The organism is Psychrobacter immobilis, from assembly GCF_904846065.1.
GTDB classification, from domain to species: Bacteria; Pseudomonadota; Gammaproteobacteria; order Pseudomonadales; family Moraxellaceae; genus Psychrobacter; species Psychrobacter immobilis_H.
The window spans coordinates 1673155-1690792 of record NZ_CAJGZV010000001.1 but is presented as its reverse complement, the minus strand read 5'-3'; the positions used below and the strand labels follow the sequence as shown (position 1 = coordinate 1690792).

Below are 17638 nucleotides of genomic sequence, written 5' to 3'. Positions count from 1 at the left end.
AATTGCCAATCCAGCCTTTTTATCGATAGTGAGTGAAAGTTAGTTACTTAAAATCAATAGGATATCCATACGATAACCTACGCTATCAAAGCTACGCGCAAATCTCACGAATAGTTATTTGATTTTGATATTTGCCTAGAGGCCCATATTGACCGATAGGGCTAATGTTACCAATGACACAAATTTCGAAATATTTGTAATAACCTTTTTGCTTGAGACTTTTCGAATCTTTAATTAATAATTGCTTTGGGTCTGACACATAGTAAATGATGTTATCAGAAACGAACTCGTGAACTTCAAAGCTTCTTTTAAACTTACCGCGTAACTGCACTTCTTTTTCTACGCTTGTTGGCGCAAATCCCTTCACATTTTTATTATTACTGGCTTGTGTCTCATCACAGCCCGTACTCATAAATATAGTTGATGCAAATGCTAGTATTATCAATCTACCTTTAATCATTATTTTTTATCCTGCTCAAAAACTTACATCAATATATTAGGTAACATCCAAAAAACGTTGGTATAAAAAATAATAGCTCTTTCATTTAATCAAATATTATCGACTAAATCAAAGAGCTATACAAGACAATTGTCATATGCTGTCAATTAGCAAGTTTTAAAAATCTAACGCTATCCTAACTAATTTTATCCCACATCTTGCTTAGGCGCTTTGGTGACACTGCCATGCGGGTTTTCATCGGTTGCGCGAATAGCTGAATACGATACTCCTCGACCATCCAGCGGTATTCACTAATGGCTTTATCATTGGCACGATTTGCCAACCGCTCCATATGTACATCAAGCGCGTATACACCTTCGAGATCAGATTCGAGATTGTGCTCAAGCCGTTCGATACGAATTTCAAGCGCCTCTAGATAGCGCGGATACTGCTGCCAATGGCTATAATCCATACGATAAACAAAATCAGCCAAGTGCAAATCTTCTAGCTGGTCTTCGATATCTTCGATAGACTCACCAAATACCTCTCGATCGAGCATGAGTAAGCTTTGGCGAATACGTTGCCAGCGAGTATAAACATTTTTAAGGATTTTTATGACGTTTTGACCGGTCAATAGAAAGTTACCCGACACCACTTCCAAGGTTTTCTCGTACTCTTCTGGTGTAAAGGGCAATTCTTCAGCAAGCGCTACGGCAGCATCATCAGCACTTTCAGGCAAATCAGCACTATGATCAAATAATACATAATGCTCTTCAAGCGACGCGTCCAATGCCGCATCGATGACGATGGTTTTTAGCTTCTCCATATCACCAAGTGGCGCGAATGCCAATTTAAATATCTTATCAATTTGGCTGGTCAGCTGTTTTTTCTTCGCACCAAGCTTACCTTTTATCAAGGTCAAAACCCCGATACGGTGTGCCTGTAACGCGGCATTGACATCGGTATATTGATGGATAGATACCGCTTCACCTGACGCATCTGCTACGAGCGCAGCAAACTGCTTCATCACCACTCCTGCACTATGATGATTTTTGCTAAAGGCAAAATGCTCAGGGAATTTCGTATGCGTACCTTGCTGCTCATTCACCGCTTGGCGGGTTTCAGAAGCATGACGAATCTGTAGGGTTTGCAGGTCGCGACCCTTTTCGATAATACGGTTTTTGTCATCGACCACACAGATTTGGGGCTGTAAATAGCGATCAATGCTAGAGGGATTAAAGCTATCAGGCGTCACTGACATAACGCCGCGACGGTTGAGCGCTTGGCAAAGCTGTTTAAGCAATCCTTGTCCACCAGCGGGTTGCAGTTCATCAAACAAGCTATCGGCTGTATCAGGAATCGGTACAATTTGACGGCGAATATCCTTTGGTAGTGACTTAAGCAATTGCAATACTAGCTCATAACGCCAACCGGGTACGCCCCATAATAGTTCGATCGCATCAAGCTGCGGTAGGGCGGCAAGTGGCACACGAATGGTCACGCCATCATCATCGCTGGACGGATCAAAGACATAACGTAGCGGTAGTTTTAAATCACCCAATTTCCACACTTCTGGGAAATCGCCTGTGGTCGGTGCTTGGCTATTGAGCACGTCATCATCGGTAAAAAATAGATAGTTAGCATCAGTTTTTTCGACCTCGGCACGCCAATCTTCAAAGGCTTTGCGACTGGCAATATGCTCAGGTATTTTTTTATCATAAAACTGATACAGTGCTTCTTCGTCAACCAACAAATCACGGCGACGTAACTTATCTTCAATGCGTTCAATGTCGGCAATTTTATCCATATTATGCTGTAAAAATGGCGCTTGACGCCCCAAATTACCAGTCACCAGACCATCACGAATGAAGATTTCTCGTGACTCAACTAAGTTCACTTGCTCATAATTGGTCAGCTGTTTACTAATAATAATCAGCCCAAATAAGCTAATCTGCGCGTAAGCTTTCACTCGTCCAGTCTTCTTCGACCAATGCGGCTCAAAGTAATGGTACTTTAATAAATTACCAGCGGCTGAGATAATCCATTCTGGTTCAATTTTGGCAACAGTGCGCATAAAGACTTGCGAGGTTTCGACCACTTCAAAAGCCATGACCCAAGGCGGTACTTGTTTAAATACTGTACTGGCTGGGAATATTTTGGCTTTTTGCTGGCGCGCGGCTAAGTATTCACCGCGATTTTCGGTTTTATGCGCAATCGTAGACAATAGACCTGTCAATAATGCGCGGTGTAAATTGGCATATTTAACCGCTTTAAGTTCTTCATCTTCGATCGCGGTAGGATCGCTAGTCATGTTTTCTAACGAAGTATTTTTATCGGTTCCTTTATCGGAAGCTTTTGCCTCTTTAACATCCGTCAGCTTAAGGTCTGTGACCATTTGTACTAACTGACGATGGGTTTGATTCCACTCACGTACACGCGGGAAGCTCAGATAGTTTTTCTTGGTAAAATTCTTACGCTGATTGCCAGACAGCTTATTGCCATCTTCATCTTTTTCAAACAATGCTTTCCACAGACTCAAATAGAATAAAAAGTCAGAATCATCTTGACGAAATTCCGCATGCTTTTGATCGGCTTGCTGACGTTTATTGGCAGGACGCTCGCGTGGATCCTGTACGGCAAGCGCGGCGACAACGATAAGCATTTCACGGATACAATCAAAATCACTACCTGCGACTAACATACGTGCCAGTCTTGGATCGATTGGCATACGCGCCATTTTTTGCCCAGTGGGCGTCAGGCTTAAATGGTCGAGGCTGTTTTTGGGTTTTGGCTTATTGGTTTGATGAGCAGCAGTTGCTTCGCTTTTCGAGGTAATGGCACCCAATTCATCGAGCAATTTATGACCATCAGTAACTAAGCGGCTATCAGGTGGCTCAATAAAGGCAAAATCATCAACGCTACCTAAACGAAGATTGGCCATCTGTAAAATAACCGAGGCTAAGTTAGTTCGTAAAATCTCAGGCTCGGTAAATTCCGGACGACCAGTAAAGTCCTCTTCACTATACAGACGAATACAAACCCCTGGTGCGACACGACCACAACGACCTTTACGCTGATTGGCAGCCGCTTGCGAGATCGCCTCAATCGGTAAACGCTGTACGCGTGAGCGATACGAATAACGAGAAATCCGCGCAAACCCTAAATCAATCACATAGCGGATACCCGGTACGGTCAATGCAGTCTCGGCAACGTTGGTCGCGATAACGATACGCCTGCCACGACCTGACGGCTGAAAGATACGCTGCTGCTCTTCATAAGTCTGCCGTGCAAATAATGGCAGCACTTCCGTATGCTTTGGCCCATGACGCTCAAGCACCTCTTGGAGCTCCCGAATCTCAGCTTCTGTGGCGGCAAATATCAAAATGTCTGCTTGGTCAGCATGACCTTTATTTTGTGCATCGCCAAAGCATTCTTCGACGGCGGCCACAACCGCACGTGGCAGATTTTCTTCAAAGTCATCGTAGCTGTCATCATCGGAGCTGTTCACTGGCTCATCAGTGAGGGGACGGTAACGAACTTCAACAGGAAAACTACGACCTTCGACATTGAAAATAGGTGCAGGTACGTTGCGCTTGAGCTTATTATCATAGCGGCTAAAGTATTCACTAAAGCGTTTGGTATCAAGTGTTGCTGAGGTAATAATCACTTTTAAATCAGGACGTTTGGGCAGTAGCTTTTTCAGATAACCCATAATGAAATCAATGTTTAAGCTACGTTCATGCGCCTCATCAATAATGATGGTATCGTATTTACTCAAGAATCTATCGTGACCTAATTCAGCCAGTAAGATACCATCGGTCATCAGCTTAACAACAGATTGCGCCGTACCCTGCTCATTAAAGCGAATCTTGAAGCTGACAGTATTACCGAGCTGCTCGCCCAATTCTTCAGCGATACGGTTTGCCACACTGCGCGCGGCCAATCGTCGAGGCTGGGTATGCCCTATCTGCCCAGTGATACCGCGACCTGCCAGCATTGCCAGCTTAGGCAATTGCGTCGTCTTACCAGAACCCGTCTCCCCTGCAACAATAATGACTTGGTGATCAATAATCGCCTGTACTAAATCTTCTGCACGTTGACTCACGGGCAAATCAAGATTCAGTTTTTCTGCCAGTTTTTCTGGAATGCTATCCATACGTGCCTGCACCGCTTGCTGTGAGCGGGTCTTGATTTTTTCATACTGCGCACGTTTTTTAGTTAGCCCATCATCCGCTTTATCGTCAGAAACTTTTTTATTTTTAGCCACGGCAGCCCTTGCCAGTTCACGCTCAAGACGACTTAAATAATAACTGTCTTTAGCGAGTACTGGTAAATCAACAACCATATCAGGTTGTGAAGACGCTTCATTACTGTTTGCCGTAATATTTAAATCATCGTCACTTGGGTTTGTTAATTTACTTAATTCATCGGATTTAAATCCATTGGTATTGTTTTCAGTTGGTATATTTGAGGTATTCTTAGAAGTATTCGGCATATTTACTTAGGCTATTTATTGTTTGGAAGTGGTTAGATTATGAGGGTAATTTGGGCGTGATTCAAGGTGGTTATAGTGTTTGCTTGGCAACTATGCAGGCTATTACCTATTTGCAAAACGCTCAGTCAAAATATTTCTAAGATCATCCGTCATGGGTCTAAATTTAAAATGCTTTGGCTCCATTTGAGCAATCAAAGCATACTGATCATTTTCAATCGAGTTATTCTCACAAGAAAAATGATTCATCTCTTGACCAGTGATGGCATTAATAATATAAAAAGAGGTATCGCTATCTTCAAACTGTGTCAGCTCATAGTAATTATTCGGATCCCGCATAACGAGATTAGTACCATTAGAAAGAGTCGTATAATAGGTATCCTCAGTAGCTTGCTGCGCCTCTAATCTTAAAGGATTGCCTTGGGTAGCGAAATAATACTTCAGCATATAACCAATATCACTATTAATCACATCCAAACGTAAATGCTCACCCTCTTCTGTGATGCACTGATAGATCATAAAAGGTTCGTAAATTCGTGGTTCAGTAGTGACATTTTATCAAATTTTTCAAACCTACCAGCCCTATTTTATTTTTGTAAATAAATTATTTGTAAGCTCAAACGCTGCTTGTATAAATAATCTGTTGACGAATGGCAGCCCCCGTAAAGAAATTCTGCAACTTTTGCAATGGCAGCCTAGGAAAAGGCAGATGCAGCGAAAGTATTAACCTCTCAAACGCTACCATTTCATCAGCTAATGCTTGTGCGACATCAGGTTGAATCTGCGGATTTTCATACACATTATCAATTAACCAAGTGAGTTGTGGAAACTTAGCATTATCATGAATCTGATAAAGGGTGGGTAATAGCTCATCAGAGATTTGGCAACGCGATTTGCGAATCATGCCATTTTTATAATACATATTTAAAGCCATATTAGGGTGTGTCCTTAATTAAATGATGAGACTAAAAATGAAATGAATTTAAAATAACTTCCTTAAATTCTTGATACTTAGATAACCAACATACTCTTTATCTTCATCAGCATTTGCAAGTTCGTGACTATTATGAATCGTAGGCTCAATTAAAATCTGTATGTTTGAGACAAGGTCGTTCACGTCGTATATATCATCGATATCTACCTGAAATTTATCATCAATGTGCGATGCGGCATTAAAAGGTGAGTCTTTATCTTTAAAAGTAAATTCTTTATAAAATGTACTTTGTTTGGCTTGTTTAATAGCATCTGCTTGAGTAGCAGCGACGATAAGCAGTTTATGATGAAACTCTTCAAAACTCCCCCGCCGATAGCCGCCTAAATTAATAAAGAACAGTTTTAAACCGTTATCATTCGCTGTTTGATTGTTTGACTCGATCAATTTAACAGTATGGTTTCCCACTTTGGTAATCGCTCTGTATGAATCAATATGCCATTTGTTTTTGACTTCAGGCCAGTGGTGATTGATATCGTCTACCAGCTCGCTCACCTGATTGGCCACACCAAAGAAAATATCATGCTGCTCAATCAAACGACCTTTGGGGCGACCACCAAGCTGTAACATAAAGAGTGTTGGCATAAAGAATTACCTTGTACGTTAATAACTTCTGAGTAAAATGTGTGATGTTAGATAAATCATATAAAAAGGATCAATATGGGCATTCTGATAGCTATTAAGCTGATGTTTATAGCGACTATATTTTTGCCAATAGTGTTGTGTTTAACTTCCTGTACAAATAAAGAATCAAGCTTAACATCAAGAGCTACTTATCATGACATCAGCAAAGTTGAAATTGAGAACCCTTATTCAAACCCTATTCTACTATCTTACGACGCAAAGCATCAGCCTGAAAAAATGCAAGCCATAGTCGATGAGATAAACAGTCAAAGCCATGGTTTTTGGCGTAAAGGTCTAGGCGGCAAAGAGGGAGCTAATGTTATTAGTATTCATATCTATAGCCATTCTGAGACGCCAGTTGCAAGCTTTTCTTTATTTTCTAATCAACTAATGGAGCGAGGAGCGAATTATCGACAGCTTAATGTAGACGGTTTTTTTAGGCAAATAGATATTCAAGCGCTACCCGCATTGAAAGAGGTTTGGTGTGGTCATAGAGATATTGATGCATATAATAGCTTGCAACTTAGTAAATCATGCTAAAAATAGGCAAAATCCTGATACTTATATATTTAATTGCTCATCAAGGCAATACTCGCCCTGTTCTCAGTGCAAACGCCCAGTCTTCACGACCGTTCATTGAAGCTAATTTAGCCGCAGCCTCATAATCATAAGGCACTTTGATATGCTCAGTTTGCCAGTATTTGCCCTGTTCAGTATCAACACATTTAATAATCGCGTAACTGGCATGGGGCGAATAGGTTTGCATTTTATGAGCGATAGGCAAATCATCTTCATAGGCTGGGTAACCAACGCTACCTGTATTGACGACCATCTGCCCTGTCGATAGCGTGACTATACGTGGGATATGAGTATGACCACATATGATCACTGAACTGCCAATACCGTTAAGCAGTGCCAAAATGGCTAGATTATCACGTAAGGTCGGCTGACCCGTCTCGATATTTTCTCACAAATATACCATGTCATCGGTTGGTGACCCATGGCACAGATAAACATCTTCACTCAGATGACAATCAAACGGCAAATTCTGCAGCCACTTAACCGCTGCTTTTGGCAAGTCCTCTATGATAAAAGCCATGGTTGCGCTGTTGCCAATCTCCGCTGTTGTCGCTTCATAAATCTGTCTATCCTGATTACCTCGAATAGTAATGATATCGTTCTGCTGTGCCATTAAGAGCGCATAGGTATCTTTGGGGGCAATCGGTCCGTATAGAATATCGCCCAGATTAACAATTTGATCAATATCGCGCTGTTTAATATCAGTCAGCACGGCTTCAAGTGCGAAGACATTACTATGAATGTCGGAAATAGCCGCTATAGTATTTAATTGCTTGTTATTAGAGTTGGAGTTAGAGTGCGCCATCTTATTTATTTTCCTAACAAATCACTATGTTATACATCGACTAACCGTAAAAAGGAACAGAAAAGAGAAACAAAAAAAACCCAATGGCTCGTGATTATTGAGACATTGGGTTTCATAAATTATGATTAATGTGATTAATAAACTATATTAAGAAGAAATAAGCCCACAATCCGACGACAAAGGTAGCAATGATATTAAGAATGACACCTGTACGGATCATTTCGCTCTGTTTAATCAATCCCGTACCAAAGACAATCGCATTTGGCGGTGTCGCAACGGGTAGCATAAAGGCACAAGATGCACCAATACCGATGACCAATACCAACACTTCGTGCGGTAAACCCATCTGCTCTGCAATGGCAGCAAATACGGGAACCAGCAGGGCGGCAGAGGCGGTATTAGAAGCAAACTCCGTCAAGAAAATAATAAATGCTGATACCGCAATCATCACCACGATAAGCGGTGCAGAAGACAAGGCATTAGCGACCGTCTCCCCTAGCACCAAAGAGGCACCTGACACTTTCAGAATCGTCGACAGGGCGATACCACCACCGAACAGCATGAGTACACCCCAATCCGTATTATCAGACACTTGCTTCCACGATACCAAGCCTAAGCTGACCACAGCGGCAGCGGCTGATAAGGCAATAACCGCGTCAGTATCTGTAATATCAAGCGCAGCACCAATCTTTTTGGAGAAAATCCAGCTCAATGCGGTGACAATAAAGACGATAATCGTCACTACGCGAGGTTTATTCCATACAATAGGCTCATCTTCAACCAGTACAATTTTACGATTCAGGTTGGGCTTCAAAAACACATACATCGCGCCTAACAATAGCGGCAATAATACCAGCATCATCGGCACACCAAACTTCATCCAGTCCACAAAGGCAATATTGAGCGCTTTTGCAGCGATAGCATTTGGTGGCGAACCAACGATCGTACCTAAACCACCAAGGCTTGCTGAATAAGCGATACCTAATAGTACAAATACAAAAGTACCTCGGTCTTTTTCACGGTCAACTTGCGTTAAAATACCCAGTGCTAATGGCAACATCATCGCCGCCGTCGCAGTATTCGATATCCACATCGACAAAAATGCGGTCACGCCAAATATCAAAAATACCGCCGTGCTTAATTTGCCACCTGACATCGATAAAATCTTCAGGGCAATTTTTTTATCCAATTGCTGCACATGCAAGGCTGCAGCTAAAGCAAAACCACCAAAAAACAAATAAATGGTCGGATTGGCAAAGCTTTGTAAGCCTATTTCGGCATCAAATTCTGGTATACCAACTAAGGCACCAACCACGACTACCAATAGTGCCGTAATCGTGACGTGCAACGCTTCCGTTAGCCACAATACGCCGATGAAGAACAATAAGGCAAGACCCTTATTGGCATTGATATCGAATGGCAATACATTATAAATAATCATACTGATAACCGCCGCAATAGCGACCACTATCAACCCTTTACCAGTACCCTTTGGAAAGGTATCGGTAAATAAATACTCATTGCCATCATCAGGAAGATGGCTATCTAATTTTTGCTCTGACATAAAATGTCCTTATTTTCCCAAAGACAGTGTAAAAAGACGCTAAAATAAAAACGCATGTTAGCGATTAATGGTTATTCAACCAGCAACCACAAAAAATACGCCGTTATCATAACAGATATATAACAAAAAGCTGATGCAACAAAGCCTTTATAAAAAAAACCTTATAAAATTTGCAATAAATATGGTTATTTCACAGGTAAAGAATTACTTTAATGCGTTTTAGGAAAGGTACTTTAAAACGGTACTTTATAGAGATGACTTTTATCTCATGAGTTTTTTATTTTTGAACCGAACGCCGAGAGTGAGTGAGAGCAACTTATAACCAAGTAATCGCTTCTCATTAAACAGCAAGCCTTGTGAGTTGCAGTTACACATCGTCACTAAACAAGCGTACACTTAGTATGTACAAGCGTATGGTGCTATCTCATAATAAATAAGTCAAAATAAATTTCTAATACCAGTAATAGCTTAACAACTTTTTTTTATTAGTATTTATATCGGAAAATGAATAACAATAAATAGGAGCAGTTTATGACAGATGCAAATAAAACAGACTCAACCACTAAAATGGCACCAAGAGATATCAATCAAGACGGTTTGGCTAAAAAAGATCAGCAGCGTACCGATGACTCTGCACTTGATATGATGCAAGGGTTGCATGAACATGAAGACCATAAGGAAGAAGGTAAAAACTAAATCACAGCTTTATTATTACCTCAAAGCAAAAAACAAAAGGTATTGATCGTTATGATGAGTGCCTTTTATTTTTTGGCTCTCTTTTTTCTGGCAAGCGATCTGAGACGTAGTTATATATAAATGCTGCCGTCAAGACGATAGCAATGGGTACAAATAGCGCTTCATAACCAACCTTGGCGAATAAAAATGCTCCAACGGCGCTGCCACCGCAAAAGCAATACCAAATAATGGCTTGAAACCCTAATGTCGGTTTGCTAATCGATCGACCCGCCAACCAGTTGCCAATCGCTGCGCCCATATCTGATGTCAAACCTGTCAAATGGGTGGTACGAATAACCGCACCGCTATAAGTCGCTACCATGGCATTCTGTAATCCGCATGCCATTGCCGCTGCCAACTGTCCTAAATAATCATGCTGCTGATACAACCAGTAGCTGACCATTAACAGTGCCGCCTCGATATATAGTGCACTACCATAGCGCCTACCTAACTTTAATGATGTCTGCCCAATCACATAACCGCTCAGTATCGCACCTGCCAAAAAAGACAATAGCAGCGCACCGATATACAAGATACTACGCACATCCAAGTAAGCAATAGCCGCTGCAAATAAGCTTACGTTGCCAGTGACGTGAGAAACCGATAGATTGGTAAACCCCATTAACGCAGCAGTGTTAACACAGCCAGCACTGAATGCCAGTACTGCCCCGCCCCACAATATCCACTTTGGTAATTTGGTTATCATATTCGCCGCCTAATGGCTTATCACCAAAAAGCATCTATTATAACCAAAAAAGGCAACCTATTGGCTGCCTTCCTGATCTATAGAACCCTATAACCGACTATTGAAGTGGATTATTTCGGCTCATCAAGCATCATTAGTTGCTCACTGATAGCCACAGTATTAAAACCTGCGTCAACAAACATGATCTCGCCGGTAATACCAGATGCCCAAGGTGATAGCAAGAAAAGCGCCGCATTACCGACTTCGGTTTGTGTGATATTACGTTGTAGCGGTGCTATTTTTTCGCTGATATCGAGCATTTTACGGAATGATTTGATGCCACTGGCAGCAAGCGTGCGAATAGGACCTGCTGAGATCGCATTGACACGAATGCCTTCACCGCCCATAGAGGTAGCAAGATAGCGAACACTGGCTTCGAGGCTGGCCTTTGCCATACCCATGACGTTGTAGTTTGGCAATACCGAGATACTACCTTCATATGTCAATGTCAGCATCGAACCGTGACGCATGGCCAATAAAGCACGAGCTTCTTTGGCTAATGCTACAAAACTATAGCTTGAGATATCATGGGCAATTTGACTGCCTTCACGGGTCGTCGCCTTAACAAAATCGCCATCAAGCTGATCCATCGGCGCAAAGCCAATCGCATGTACCACACCATCGATTCCATCACCCCAATGGGCAGTGACTTGCTCAAAGCAGGCAGCAATAGACTCATCAGACGCCACATCACACTCAAGTACCAAATCTGCTTCGAATTTCTCCGCTGCCATATCGACACGCTTTTTGATCTTATCATTAGGATAAGTGAGAATTAATGAGGCACCTTCACGGTGCAGTGCCTCAGCGATAGCCCAAGCGATAGACAGTTTGCTCGCAATGCCTGTCACGACAAATCGTTGTCCTTGTAGTAGCATAATATTTCCTTTTGGGTCGATCAAAATTGTTTAATCATATTAAGTTATTTAGAGTGATTAGATACGATGAATATCACAGCGTAAAAAGTACAAATTATAAAATAAGTCATTATACACGAATTAATTTAAGTAAACAGTCGTAAACTGTATTCCCTTATAATGTCTTCTAATATCGATTAAACGCCCAACTGCTCGCCACAGCAGTATGAAGTTAAGTAGATTTCAAGTATAATCACAGCCCTTCCCAGCTTGCACAATTTTTATAAAAATCCTTTACAACAGTTATTTGTAACTGTTCGTAATTAGGGATTTAGCGTTAAGCTACACCCACATTTTGGATGGCTGCCAAACTTATGAGTAACACCCCAACAATAGCATCAAATTACCAAGAAAGCGTTGAGTCTTATCGTCAACTGATTCTCTCAACTGGTGAGGACTTACAGCGTCCCGGTCTTGAAGAAACGCCGATGCGTGCCGCGAAAGCTTTTGCACATCTAACCCAAGGTTATCATCAAAGCTTGGATGAAGTCGTCAACGACGCCCTGTTTCCATCAAGCAATCGCGAGCTGGTATTGGTACAAAATATTGAATTTTATTCATTGTGCGAACATCATATGCTGCCTTTTCATGGTATCGCTCATGTAGGCTATTTACCCAATGGTCAAGTACTAGGCTTATCAAAATTTGCCCGTATTGTCGACATGTTCGCCCGTCGCTTGCAAGTTCAAGAAAATTTAAGCGAGCAAGTGGCACAAACTATTATGGATGTCACTGGCTGTCGCGGCGTAGCAGTAGTGATGGATGCAGCACATATGTGTATGATGATGCGCGGCGTAAATAAACAGCACTCTACTACACGCACGATGTCGATGTTAGGTGAATTTGTACATGACAATCAAGCGCGCAATGAGTTTTTGAGTGCGATCCCTAGACGTCAGCCTGCATTCTAACGCTTCAAATAACAATAGATAATAAAAAAAGGATACTTAAGTATCCTTTTTTAATGCGTACCTTTCAATATAGCTATCATTAATAAATAGCAATCAACCATTAATTGCAATATAACGAGGCTTAACTAACCTATTTTACGTCATCAATCCAATTGCCATAACCTTCTGCTTCCATCTGTGCCAGTGGAATAAAACGCATTGCCGCTGAATTCATACAGTAGCGCTTGCCTGTCGGTGCTGGACCATCGTCAAATACATGACCGACGTGTGAGTCTGCATATCGGCTACGGATTTCGGTACGGCTTCCGAATATCCCTCGGTCTTCCTTCTCAACGACCATATCCGTGCTCAATGGACGGGTAAAGCTTGGCCAGCCAGTGCCAGATTTGTATTGATCACGAGAGGAATATAGTGGCTCCCCCGATATCACATCGACATACAGCCCAGGCGCTTTATTATCCCAATATTCATTATCAAAAGCGCGTTCGGTGCCGTCTTTTTGAGTGACTTTATATTGAATATCACTGAGCGACTGCTTTAGCTCATCCTGTGCAGGCTTCACAAAGGTATCTGGATTGAATCCTGTACTAGCTTTAATAGCTGACGCATTGTTTGATGATGCCTGTACGCTATCTGCCGCCGTAGGTTTAAACTGGCTAAAATCCAGCTCGTAGTCTTTACCATAGACACTTTCGATAAACTGATAGCGACCAGAATTAAAGGTATAAGCCTTATAGCGGATTGGGTTTTTCTTATAATAATCTTGATGATACTCTTCAGCAGGGTAAAACTTGCTAGCAGCAACAATTTCAATCACAACTGGTTTGCTATAGACACCAGAGTCTTGCAGTGATTGCTTAGCCGCTTCCACTATCTGCTTTTCTTGTGCATTATTATAAAAAATAGCCGGACGATACTGAGTACCACGGTCTACAAACTGACCTTTATCATCGGTAGGATCCCCAATGCGCCATAACGCTTGAACGATACCATTATAGGTGATTTTCCTCGGGTCATAATAGACTTGCGCCGCTTCAGTATGCCCTGTGCCGCCTGCTGATACAGTGCTATAAGTTGGATTGGTCGATTGACCGCCGGTATAGCCAGAGACCACTTCTACAACGCCAGGTATTTTTTCATAACCCGCTTCCACGCACCAAAAACAACCGCCAGCGACCGTAGCGACTGCGAGATTTGGGTCCGTTGGCGCATAAGGATTATCGATGGCAGTATTTTTCACAGCGGGCGTATTTTCGGTGGCAGCACAGCCAACGAAAACCATACTGATGGCTGCTACAGCCATCGCAATAGCGCCCGTCTTTAATTTATGATTCATCGATACCTCCTAAAAGTAATATAATATAACCATGGTAACTCTTTGACCTCACTAAACTATACCTACATTGTTATAAAAATTTAATAGTTATTAGATATTATTTAATATAATTAAACAGTAAAATTCTGAATTATACACAATTTCTTAATAAGATAAGTTTGCTACAAAGTATGATAATTAAAAAAAGAGCACATTACGGACAGCGTAGTGTGCTCTTTTATATTACATCAATATATCTTAGGCAGCTTATGTAGCTTAGTTACTTTTTCATTTTCCAGCAGTATGCTCATCACTGGCTCGCTGAATCTTGGTTAAAATAGCCTTGATTTCAGACGCTGATAGATACGTTGGTACGGCATAGGTATCACTGACTTCTTTTGCTGCTGCTTTGGCAATTTTATCAAAATCACTGCTTTGCATGCCTTTCACCGTTGGATCGATATTCAAGGCGGCAATCAGTTCGCGTACTTGCGCGATGAGGTGGTCGGCAATCTCAGCATCACTCTTGCCAGCTTGTCCTGATTTTACCATACCGGTCTTGCGAGCTAACTCTGCTAGTCTTTTTTTACTTCCTTGACGATTGACATCAAGCACATACGGCAGCACGATGGCATTGGCACGACCGTGAGGAATACTATAGTGCGCGCCTAACTGATGAGCGATAGCATGAACATAACCGAGACCCGCTTTATTAAAGGCGATACCGCCGTAATGAGCGGCAATACCCATTGCTTCTCTGGCTTTAAGATTGCCGCCGTCTTTATAAACCAGCGGTAGGTTTTGCATCACAGATTTGACCGCAGAAGCTGCATAATAATCGGTCTCGACGCTCGCATTAGCACTCATCCAAGCTTCAAGCGCATGAGTCAATACATCGATACCCGTATCCGCTGTGATATGAGCAGGCATGCCTTTCATAATAACAGGGTCAATAGCCGCTGCTAATGGCACCATTCTTGGGTCAATAGACAGCGCTTTTTGATGCGTTTTATCGTCTGATACTACTGCACCAAGGGTTGCTTCTGAACCTGTGCCAGCCGTGGTAGGAATACAATAAAGCGGCATAGAAGGCTTTCTGGCTTTAAGAATGCCGATAAGTTGTTGCGGCTTGCAGCTATTGCCTTGTGACATCGCAATCATCTTAGCCGCGTCAATCACAGAGCCGCCACCGATGGCAATAATCGAGTCGCATTTAGCATCGATAGATTTGCGCAGTCCCTCTTCGACAACCTTAAAAGTAGGATCTGGGGTAATGCCGTCATAAACGGTATAGCTGATATTTTTGCTATCTAGATAATCAGTCACTTTGGCTGGGATACCTAGCTTATTAAGCACGGCATCAGTAACGATAAAAACATTGGTGCTGCCTTCGTTGATGGCCATATCACATAGCTCTTCACAAGAGGTCTCACCGACAAATAGCATTGGTCTTCTAATTGGAACAACATAAGCGAACGCTTTTAAGACTTTAGCGCGTGTTTTAGCAACGGCTAAATAACCGACATTCTGCAATCCATTGGTATTTACTAACTTGTTATTTACTAATTTAGCAATACTGTTTTGCTTTTTCATGAGTAAAAATCCTTTTTCATGAGGGTAATAATAGCGATGACAATCCTTTAAAGCAGCGATTTCAACTGCTCTTTAACTAAAAATTAAACAAAGTTAAGCCTCTAACTAAAGTCAACGTCTGTTTAACTTATTGTATCACTGCTATTTTTAGGATATCGCAATTAGTATGAACTGCCATGTTCTGCTTATTTGGCTATATCTGCTTAACTCTTTTTGGCTAAGCTAAATCATGCTCGCCTGCAGCAACTGCTGCGCATAGGGATGCTGTGGGCTATTAAAAATATCTTCAGTACGTCCGTACTCAATACATATGCCATCTTTAAGCACCATAATATGCTGACATAGGGCGCGTACTACTTTTAAGTCATGACTAATAAACACATAGCTGATTTGTAGTTTCTGTTGAATTTCACGTAGTAAATTAACGACGGTCACCTGCGTGGTACTATCAAGCGCGGACGTCGGCTCATCCAATATCAATAGACTCGGCTGCATAATCAGGGCGCGCGCAAGTGCGACACGCTGACGCTGACCACCTGACAACTCATGCGGATAGCGATGCGCAAACTCAGCTGGCAGATGCACGGTAGTAAGGCTATCCATCACTGCCTGCCGCCGTGCTGCCTTATCAACGCCTTGTACGAGCAATCCTTCTTCAATGATTTGCATCACCGTCATACGTGAATTAATACTGGCAAAGGGGTCTTGAAATACCATTTGAATTTGCGAGCGGAACTGACGTAGCTCACCCTTGGACAATACTGAAATATCTTGTCCATTGACCATTATTTCGCCACCCACACGCGCTTGATTGCTAAGTAATTGACTTAACGCAAGCGCTATCGTGGTTTTTCCAGAGCCTGACTCACCTACAATGCCTAACGCCCAGCCTTTCTGTAGCGTCATATCAACGCTTTTCACCGCATCAAACCAGCGCTTAGTACCACCAAACAGACTTTTTTCAATGGGAAACTGTACTTGTAAATTGCTGACTTGCAATACGGTTGGTGGATGACTTTGATCATCATTAGAGAAGTTCAGTGCTTGGCCAAAGTCTTGTTTGATTAACGAGCGGGTATATTCGGCTTTGGGCTGGTTAAACACCGCTGCGGTTTGCCCCTGCTCAATCGTTTGCCCTTGGCGCATGACAATTACTTCATCACTGTAGCGCCTGACCAGATTGAGGTCATGGCTAATAAGCACCATCGCCATATTATGCTGACGCTTAAGATCATCTAATAGGGTGAGAATCTCATGTTGGAGAGTCACATCAAGCGCGGTGGTCGGCTCATCAGCGATTAAAATATCAGGCTGCTGTGCCAATGCCATGGCAATCATGACCCGTTGACGTTGACCACCTGATAGCTCATGCGGATAGCGGTTCAGCTTATCAATCGGATTGGTAATATTGACATCATTTAGTAAATCGATTGTTTGACTTTGCCATTGTTTCTTGGGCACACCAACTAGACGTAGTGATTCTGCAATTTGTTTGGCAACTGTATGTAGTGGATTGAGCGCCGTCATCGGCTCTTGAAACACCATGCCGATGCGCTGTCCGCGAATAGAGCGCAGCGCAGCGTTACGTGCCTTAGCACTAACACTAACATTGGCATTGGCATTGGCATTGGCATTGGCTATCGGTAGCACAGTCAACCCTGCTGACCCTGCTAGCTTCACCTCACCGCTAACGGTCAAACTGTCTGGCAATAAGCCTAATAGCGCGAGACTTGCAATGGATTTGCCAGAGCCTGATTCACCTACGATAGCAAGGGTTCGTCCTTGCCTAAGCGTATAAGACAGATTATCAACTAACGTTACGCCAGTATTGGTAAGAATACTGAGCTTATCGACACTCAATATTAGCTTTTGCTGTGTATTGCTACGATTTACGTTTAGGCTGTCAGTTTGCGTATCAATCATAGTCA

16 protein-coding genes are annotated in these 17638 nt (G+C 42.3%); 3 read left to right on the top strand and 13 right to left on the bottom strand.

What is annotated here, in order from left to right; genetic code table 11:
- Positions 1-91 precede the first annotated feature (91 nt).
- The 5 genes from JMW64_RS07045 to JMW64_RS07025 form a co-directional block, all read right to left on the bottom strand.
- Positions 92-460: a hypothetical protein gene (locus JMW64_RS07045; protein ID WP_201501211.1), complete on the bottom strand. Its 369-nt coding sequence runs from the start codon at positions 458-460 to the stop codon at positions 92-94.
- 175 nt (positions 461-635) lie between these two features.
- On the bottom strand, positions 636-4784 hold the full coding sequence (gene hrpA, locus JMW64_RS07040) for an ATP-dependent RNA helicase HrpA (RefSeq protein WP_201555066.1): 4149 nt from the start codon (positions 4782-4784) through the stop codon (positions 636-638).
- A gap of 252 nt (positions 4785-5036) precedes the next feature.
- Positions 5037-5450, bottom strand: coding sequence for a hypothetical protein (locus JMW64_RS07035; RefSeq protein ID WP_201553815.1), 414 nt, complete (start codon positions 5448-5450; stop codon positions 5037-5039).
- A gap of 97 nt (positions 5451-5547) precedes the next feature.
- Positions 5548-5865, bottom strand: coding sequence for a hypothetical protein (locus JMW64_RS07030; protein ID WP_201553814.1), 318 nt, complete (start codon positions 5863-5865; stop codon positions 5548-5550).
- Between the two features lie 48 nt (positions 5866-5913).
- Entirely contained in the window at positions 5914-6507 is a 594-nt protein-coding gene (locus JMW64_RS07025; protein ID WP_201553813.1) for a DUF1543 domain-containing protein, read from the bottom strand.
- Between the two features lie 75 nt (positions 6508-6582).
- Here JMW64_RS07025 and JMW64_RS07020 point away from each other — a divergent pair, with 75 nt between their 5' ends.
- Positions 6583-7086, top strand: coding sequence for a hypothetical protein (locus JMW64_RS07020; protein ID WP_201553812.1), 504 nt, complete (start codon positions 6583-6585; stop codon positions 7084-7086).
- 40 nt (positions 7087-7126) lie between these two features.
- Here the strand turns inward: JMW64_RS07020 and JMW64_RS14150 are convergent, their stop codons facing one another.
- From JMW64_RS14150 to JMW64_RS07010, 3 genes are all read right to left on the bottom strand, one after another.
- A complete protein-coding gene (locus JMW64_RS14150) occupies positions 7127-7465 on the bottom strand; it encodes a metallophosphoesterase family protein (RefSeq protein ID WP_265089803.1) in 339 nt (112 codons plus the stop codon).
- Between the two features lie 48 nt (positions 7466-7513).
- Positions 7514-7930 carry a metallophosphoesterase family protein gene (locus tag JMW64_RS14145; protein WP_265089802.1) on the bottom strand — a complete coding sequence of 139 codons (417 nt, stop codon included), beginning with the start codon at positions 7928-7930 and terminating at the stop codon, positions 7514-7516.
- Positions 7931-8072: 142 nt separating this feature from the next.
- Positions 8073-9494, bottom strand: a complete 1422-nt coding sequence (locus JMW64_RS07010) for an SLC13 family permease (RefSeq protein ID WP_060491069.1) — start codon at positions 9492-9494, stop codon at positions 8073-8075.
- Between the two features lie 531 nt (positions 9495-10025).
- Here JMW64_RS07010 and JMW64_RS07005 point away from each other — a divergent pair.
- Positions 10026-10190, top strand: coding sequence for a hypothetical protein (locus JMW64_RS07005; protein WP_201553811.1), 165 nt, complete (start codon positions 10026-10028; stop codon positions 10188-10190).
- Positions 10191-10239: 49 nt separating this feature from the next.
- Here the strand turns inward: JMW64_RS07005 and JMW64_RS07000 are convergent, their stop codons facing one another.
- Both JMW64_RS07000 and JMW64_RS06995 read right to left on the bottom strand, forming a co-directional pair.
- A complete protein-coding gene (locus JMW64_RS07000) occupies positions 10240-10935 on the bottom strand; it encodes a YoaK family protein (protein ID WP_087814274.1) in 696 nt (231 codons plus the stop codon).
- A 110-nt stretch (positions 10936-11045) separates the two neighbouring features.
- The gene (locus tag JMW64_RS06995; protein ID WP_060491067.1) at positions 11046-11852 is read right to left on the bottom strand and encodes an enoyl-ACP reductase FabI; all 807 of its coding nucleotides are present in this window, start codon (positions 11850-11852) and stop codon (positions 11046-11048) included.
- Positions 11853-12205: 353 nt separating this feature from the next.
- Between JMW64_RS06995 and folE the strand changes: the two genes are divergently transcribed.
- A complete protein-coding gene (gene folE, locus JMW64_RS06990; protein ID WP_227694112.1) occupies positions 12206-12802 on the top strand; it encodes a GTP cyclohydrolase I FolE in 597 nt (198 codons plus the stop codon).
- 130 nt (positions 12803-12932) lie between these two features.
- Here folE and msrB read toward each other — a convergent pair whose 3' ends face one another.
- From msrB to JMW64_RS06975, 3 genes are all read right to left on the bottom strand, one after another.
- The gene (msrB, locus tag JMW64_RS06985) at positions 12933-14138 is read right to left on the bottom strand and encodes a peptide-methionine (R)-S-oxide reductase MsrB (RefSeq protein ID WP_201553809.1); all 1206 of its coding nucleotides are present in this window, start codon (positions 14136-14138) and stop codon (positions 12933-12935) included.
- A gap of 267 nt (positions 14139-14405) precedes the next feature.
- Positions 14406-15710 carry an iron-containing alcohol dehydrogenase gene (locus tag JMW64_RS06980; protein WP_201553808.1) on the bottom strand — a complete coding sequence of 435 codons (1305 nt, stop codon included), beginning with the start codon at positions 15708-15710 and terminating at the stop codon, positions 14406-14408.
- A 222-nt stretch (positions 15711-15932) separates the two neighbouring features.
- The gene (locus JMW64_RS06975) at positions 15933-17633 is read right to left on the bottom strand and encodes an ABC transporter ATP-binding protein (protein WP_201555064.1); all 1701 of its coding nucleotides are present in this window, start codon (positions 17631-17633) and stop codon (positions 15933-15935) included.
- Between the last annotated feature and the right edge of the window lie 5 nt (positions 17634-17638).

What these genes read in the sequence shown, in the direction of transcription:
- JMW64_RS07045 (WP_201501211.1), bottom strand. Translation starts at nt 460, where the DNA reads ATGATTAAAGGTAGATTGATAATACTAGCATTTGCATCAACTATATTT.
- hrpA (WP_201555066.1), bottom strand. Translation starts at nt 4,784, where the DNA reads ATGGTTGTTGATTTACCAGTACTCGCTAAAGACAGTTATTATTTAAGT.
- JMW64_RS07035 (WP_201553815.1), bottom strand. Translation starts at nt 5,450, where the DNA reads ATGATCTATCAGTGCATCACAGAAGAGGGTGAGCATTTACGTTTGGAT.
- JMW64_RS07030 (WP_201553814.1), bottom strand. Translation starts at nt 5,865, where the DNA reads ATGGCTTTAAATATGTATTATAAAAATGGCATGATTCGCAAATCGCGT.
- JMW64_RS07025 (WP_201553813.1), bottom strand. Translation starts at nt 6,507, where the DNA reads ATGCCAACACTCTTTATGTTACAGCTTGGTGGTCGCCCCAAAGGTCGT.
- JMW64_RS07020 (WP_201553812.1), top strand. Translation starts at nt 6,583, where the DNA reads ATGGGCATTCTGATAGCTATTAAGCTGATGTTTATAGCGACTATATTT.
- JMW64_RS14145 (WP_265089802.1), bottom strand. Translation starts at nt 7,930, where the DNA reads ATGGCGCACTCTAACTCCAACTCTAATAACAAGCAATTAAATACTATA.
- JMW64_RS07010 (WP_060491069.1), bottom strand. Translation starts at nt 9,494, where the DNA reads ATGTCAGAGCAAAAATTAGATAGCCATCTTCCTGATGATGGCAATGAG.
- JMW64_RS07005 (WP_201553811.1), top strand. Translation starts at nt 10,026, where the DNA reads ATGACAGATGCAAATAAAACAGACTCAACCACTAAAATGGCACCAAGA.
- JMW64_RS07000 (WP_087814274.1), bottom strand. Translation starts at nt 10,935, where the DNA reads ATGATAACCAAATTACCAAAGTGGATATTGTGGGGCGGGGCAGTACTG.
- JMW64_RS06995 (WP_060491067.1), bottom strand. Translation starts at nt 11,852, where the DNA reads ATGCTACTACAAGGACAACGATTTGTCGTGACAGGCATTGCGAGCAAA.
- folE (WP_227694112.1), top strand. Translation starts at nt 12,206, where the DNA reads ATGAGTAACACCCCAACAATAGCATCAAATTACCAAGAAAGCGTTGAG.
- msrB (WP_201553809.1), bottom strand. Translation starts at nt 14,138, where the DNA reads ATGAATCATAAATTAAAGACGGGCGCTATTGCGATGGCTGTAGCAGCC.
- JMW64_RS06980 (WP_201553808.1), bottom strand. Translation starts at nt 15,710, where the DNA reads ATGAAAAAGCAAAACAGTATTGCTAAATTAGTAAATAACAAGTTAGTA.
- JMW64_RS06975 (WP_201555064.1), bottom strand. Translation starts at nt 17,633, where the DNA reads ATGATTGATACGCAAACTGACAGCCTAAACGTAAATCGTAGCAATACA.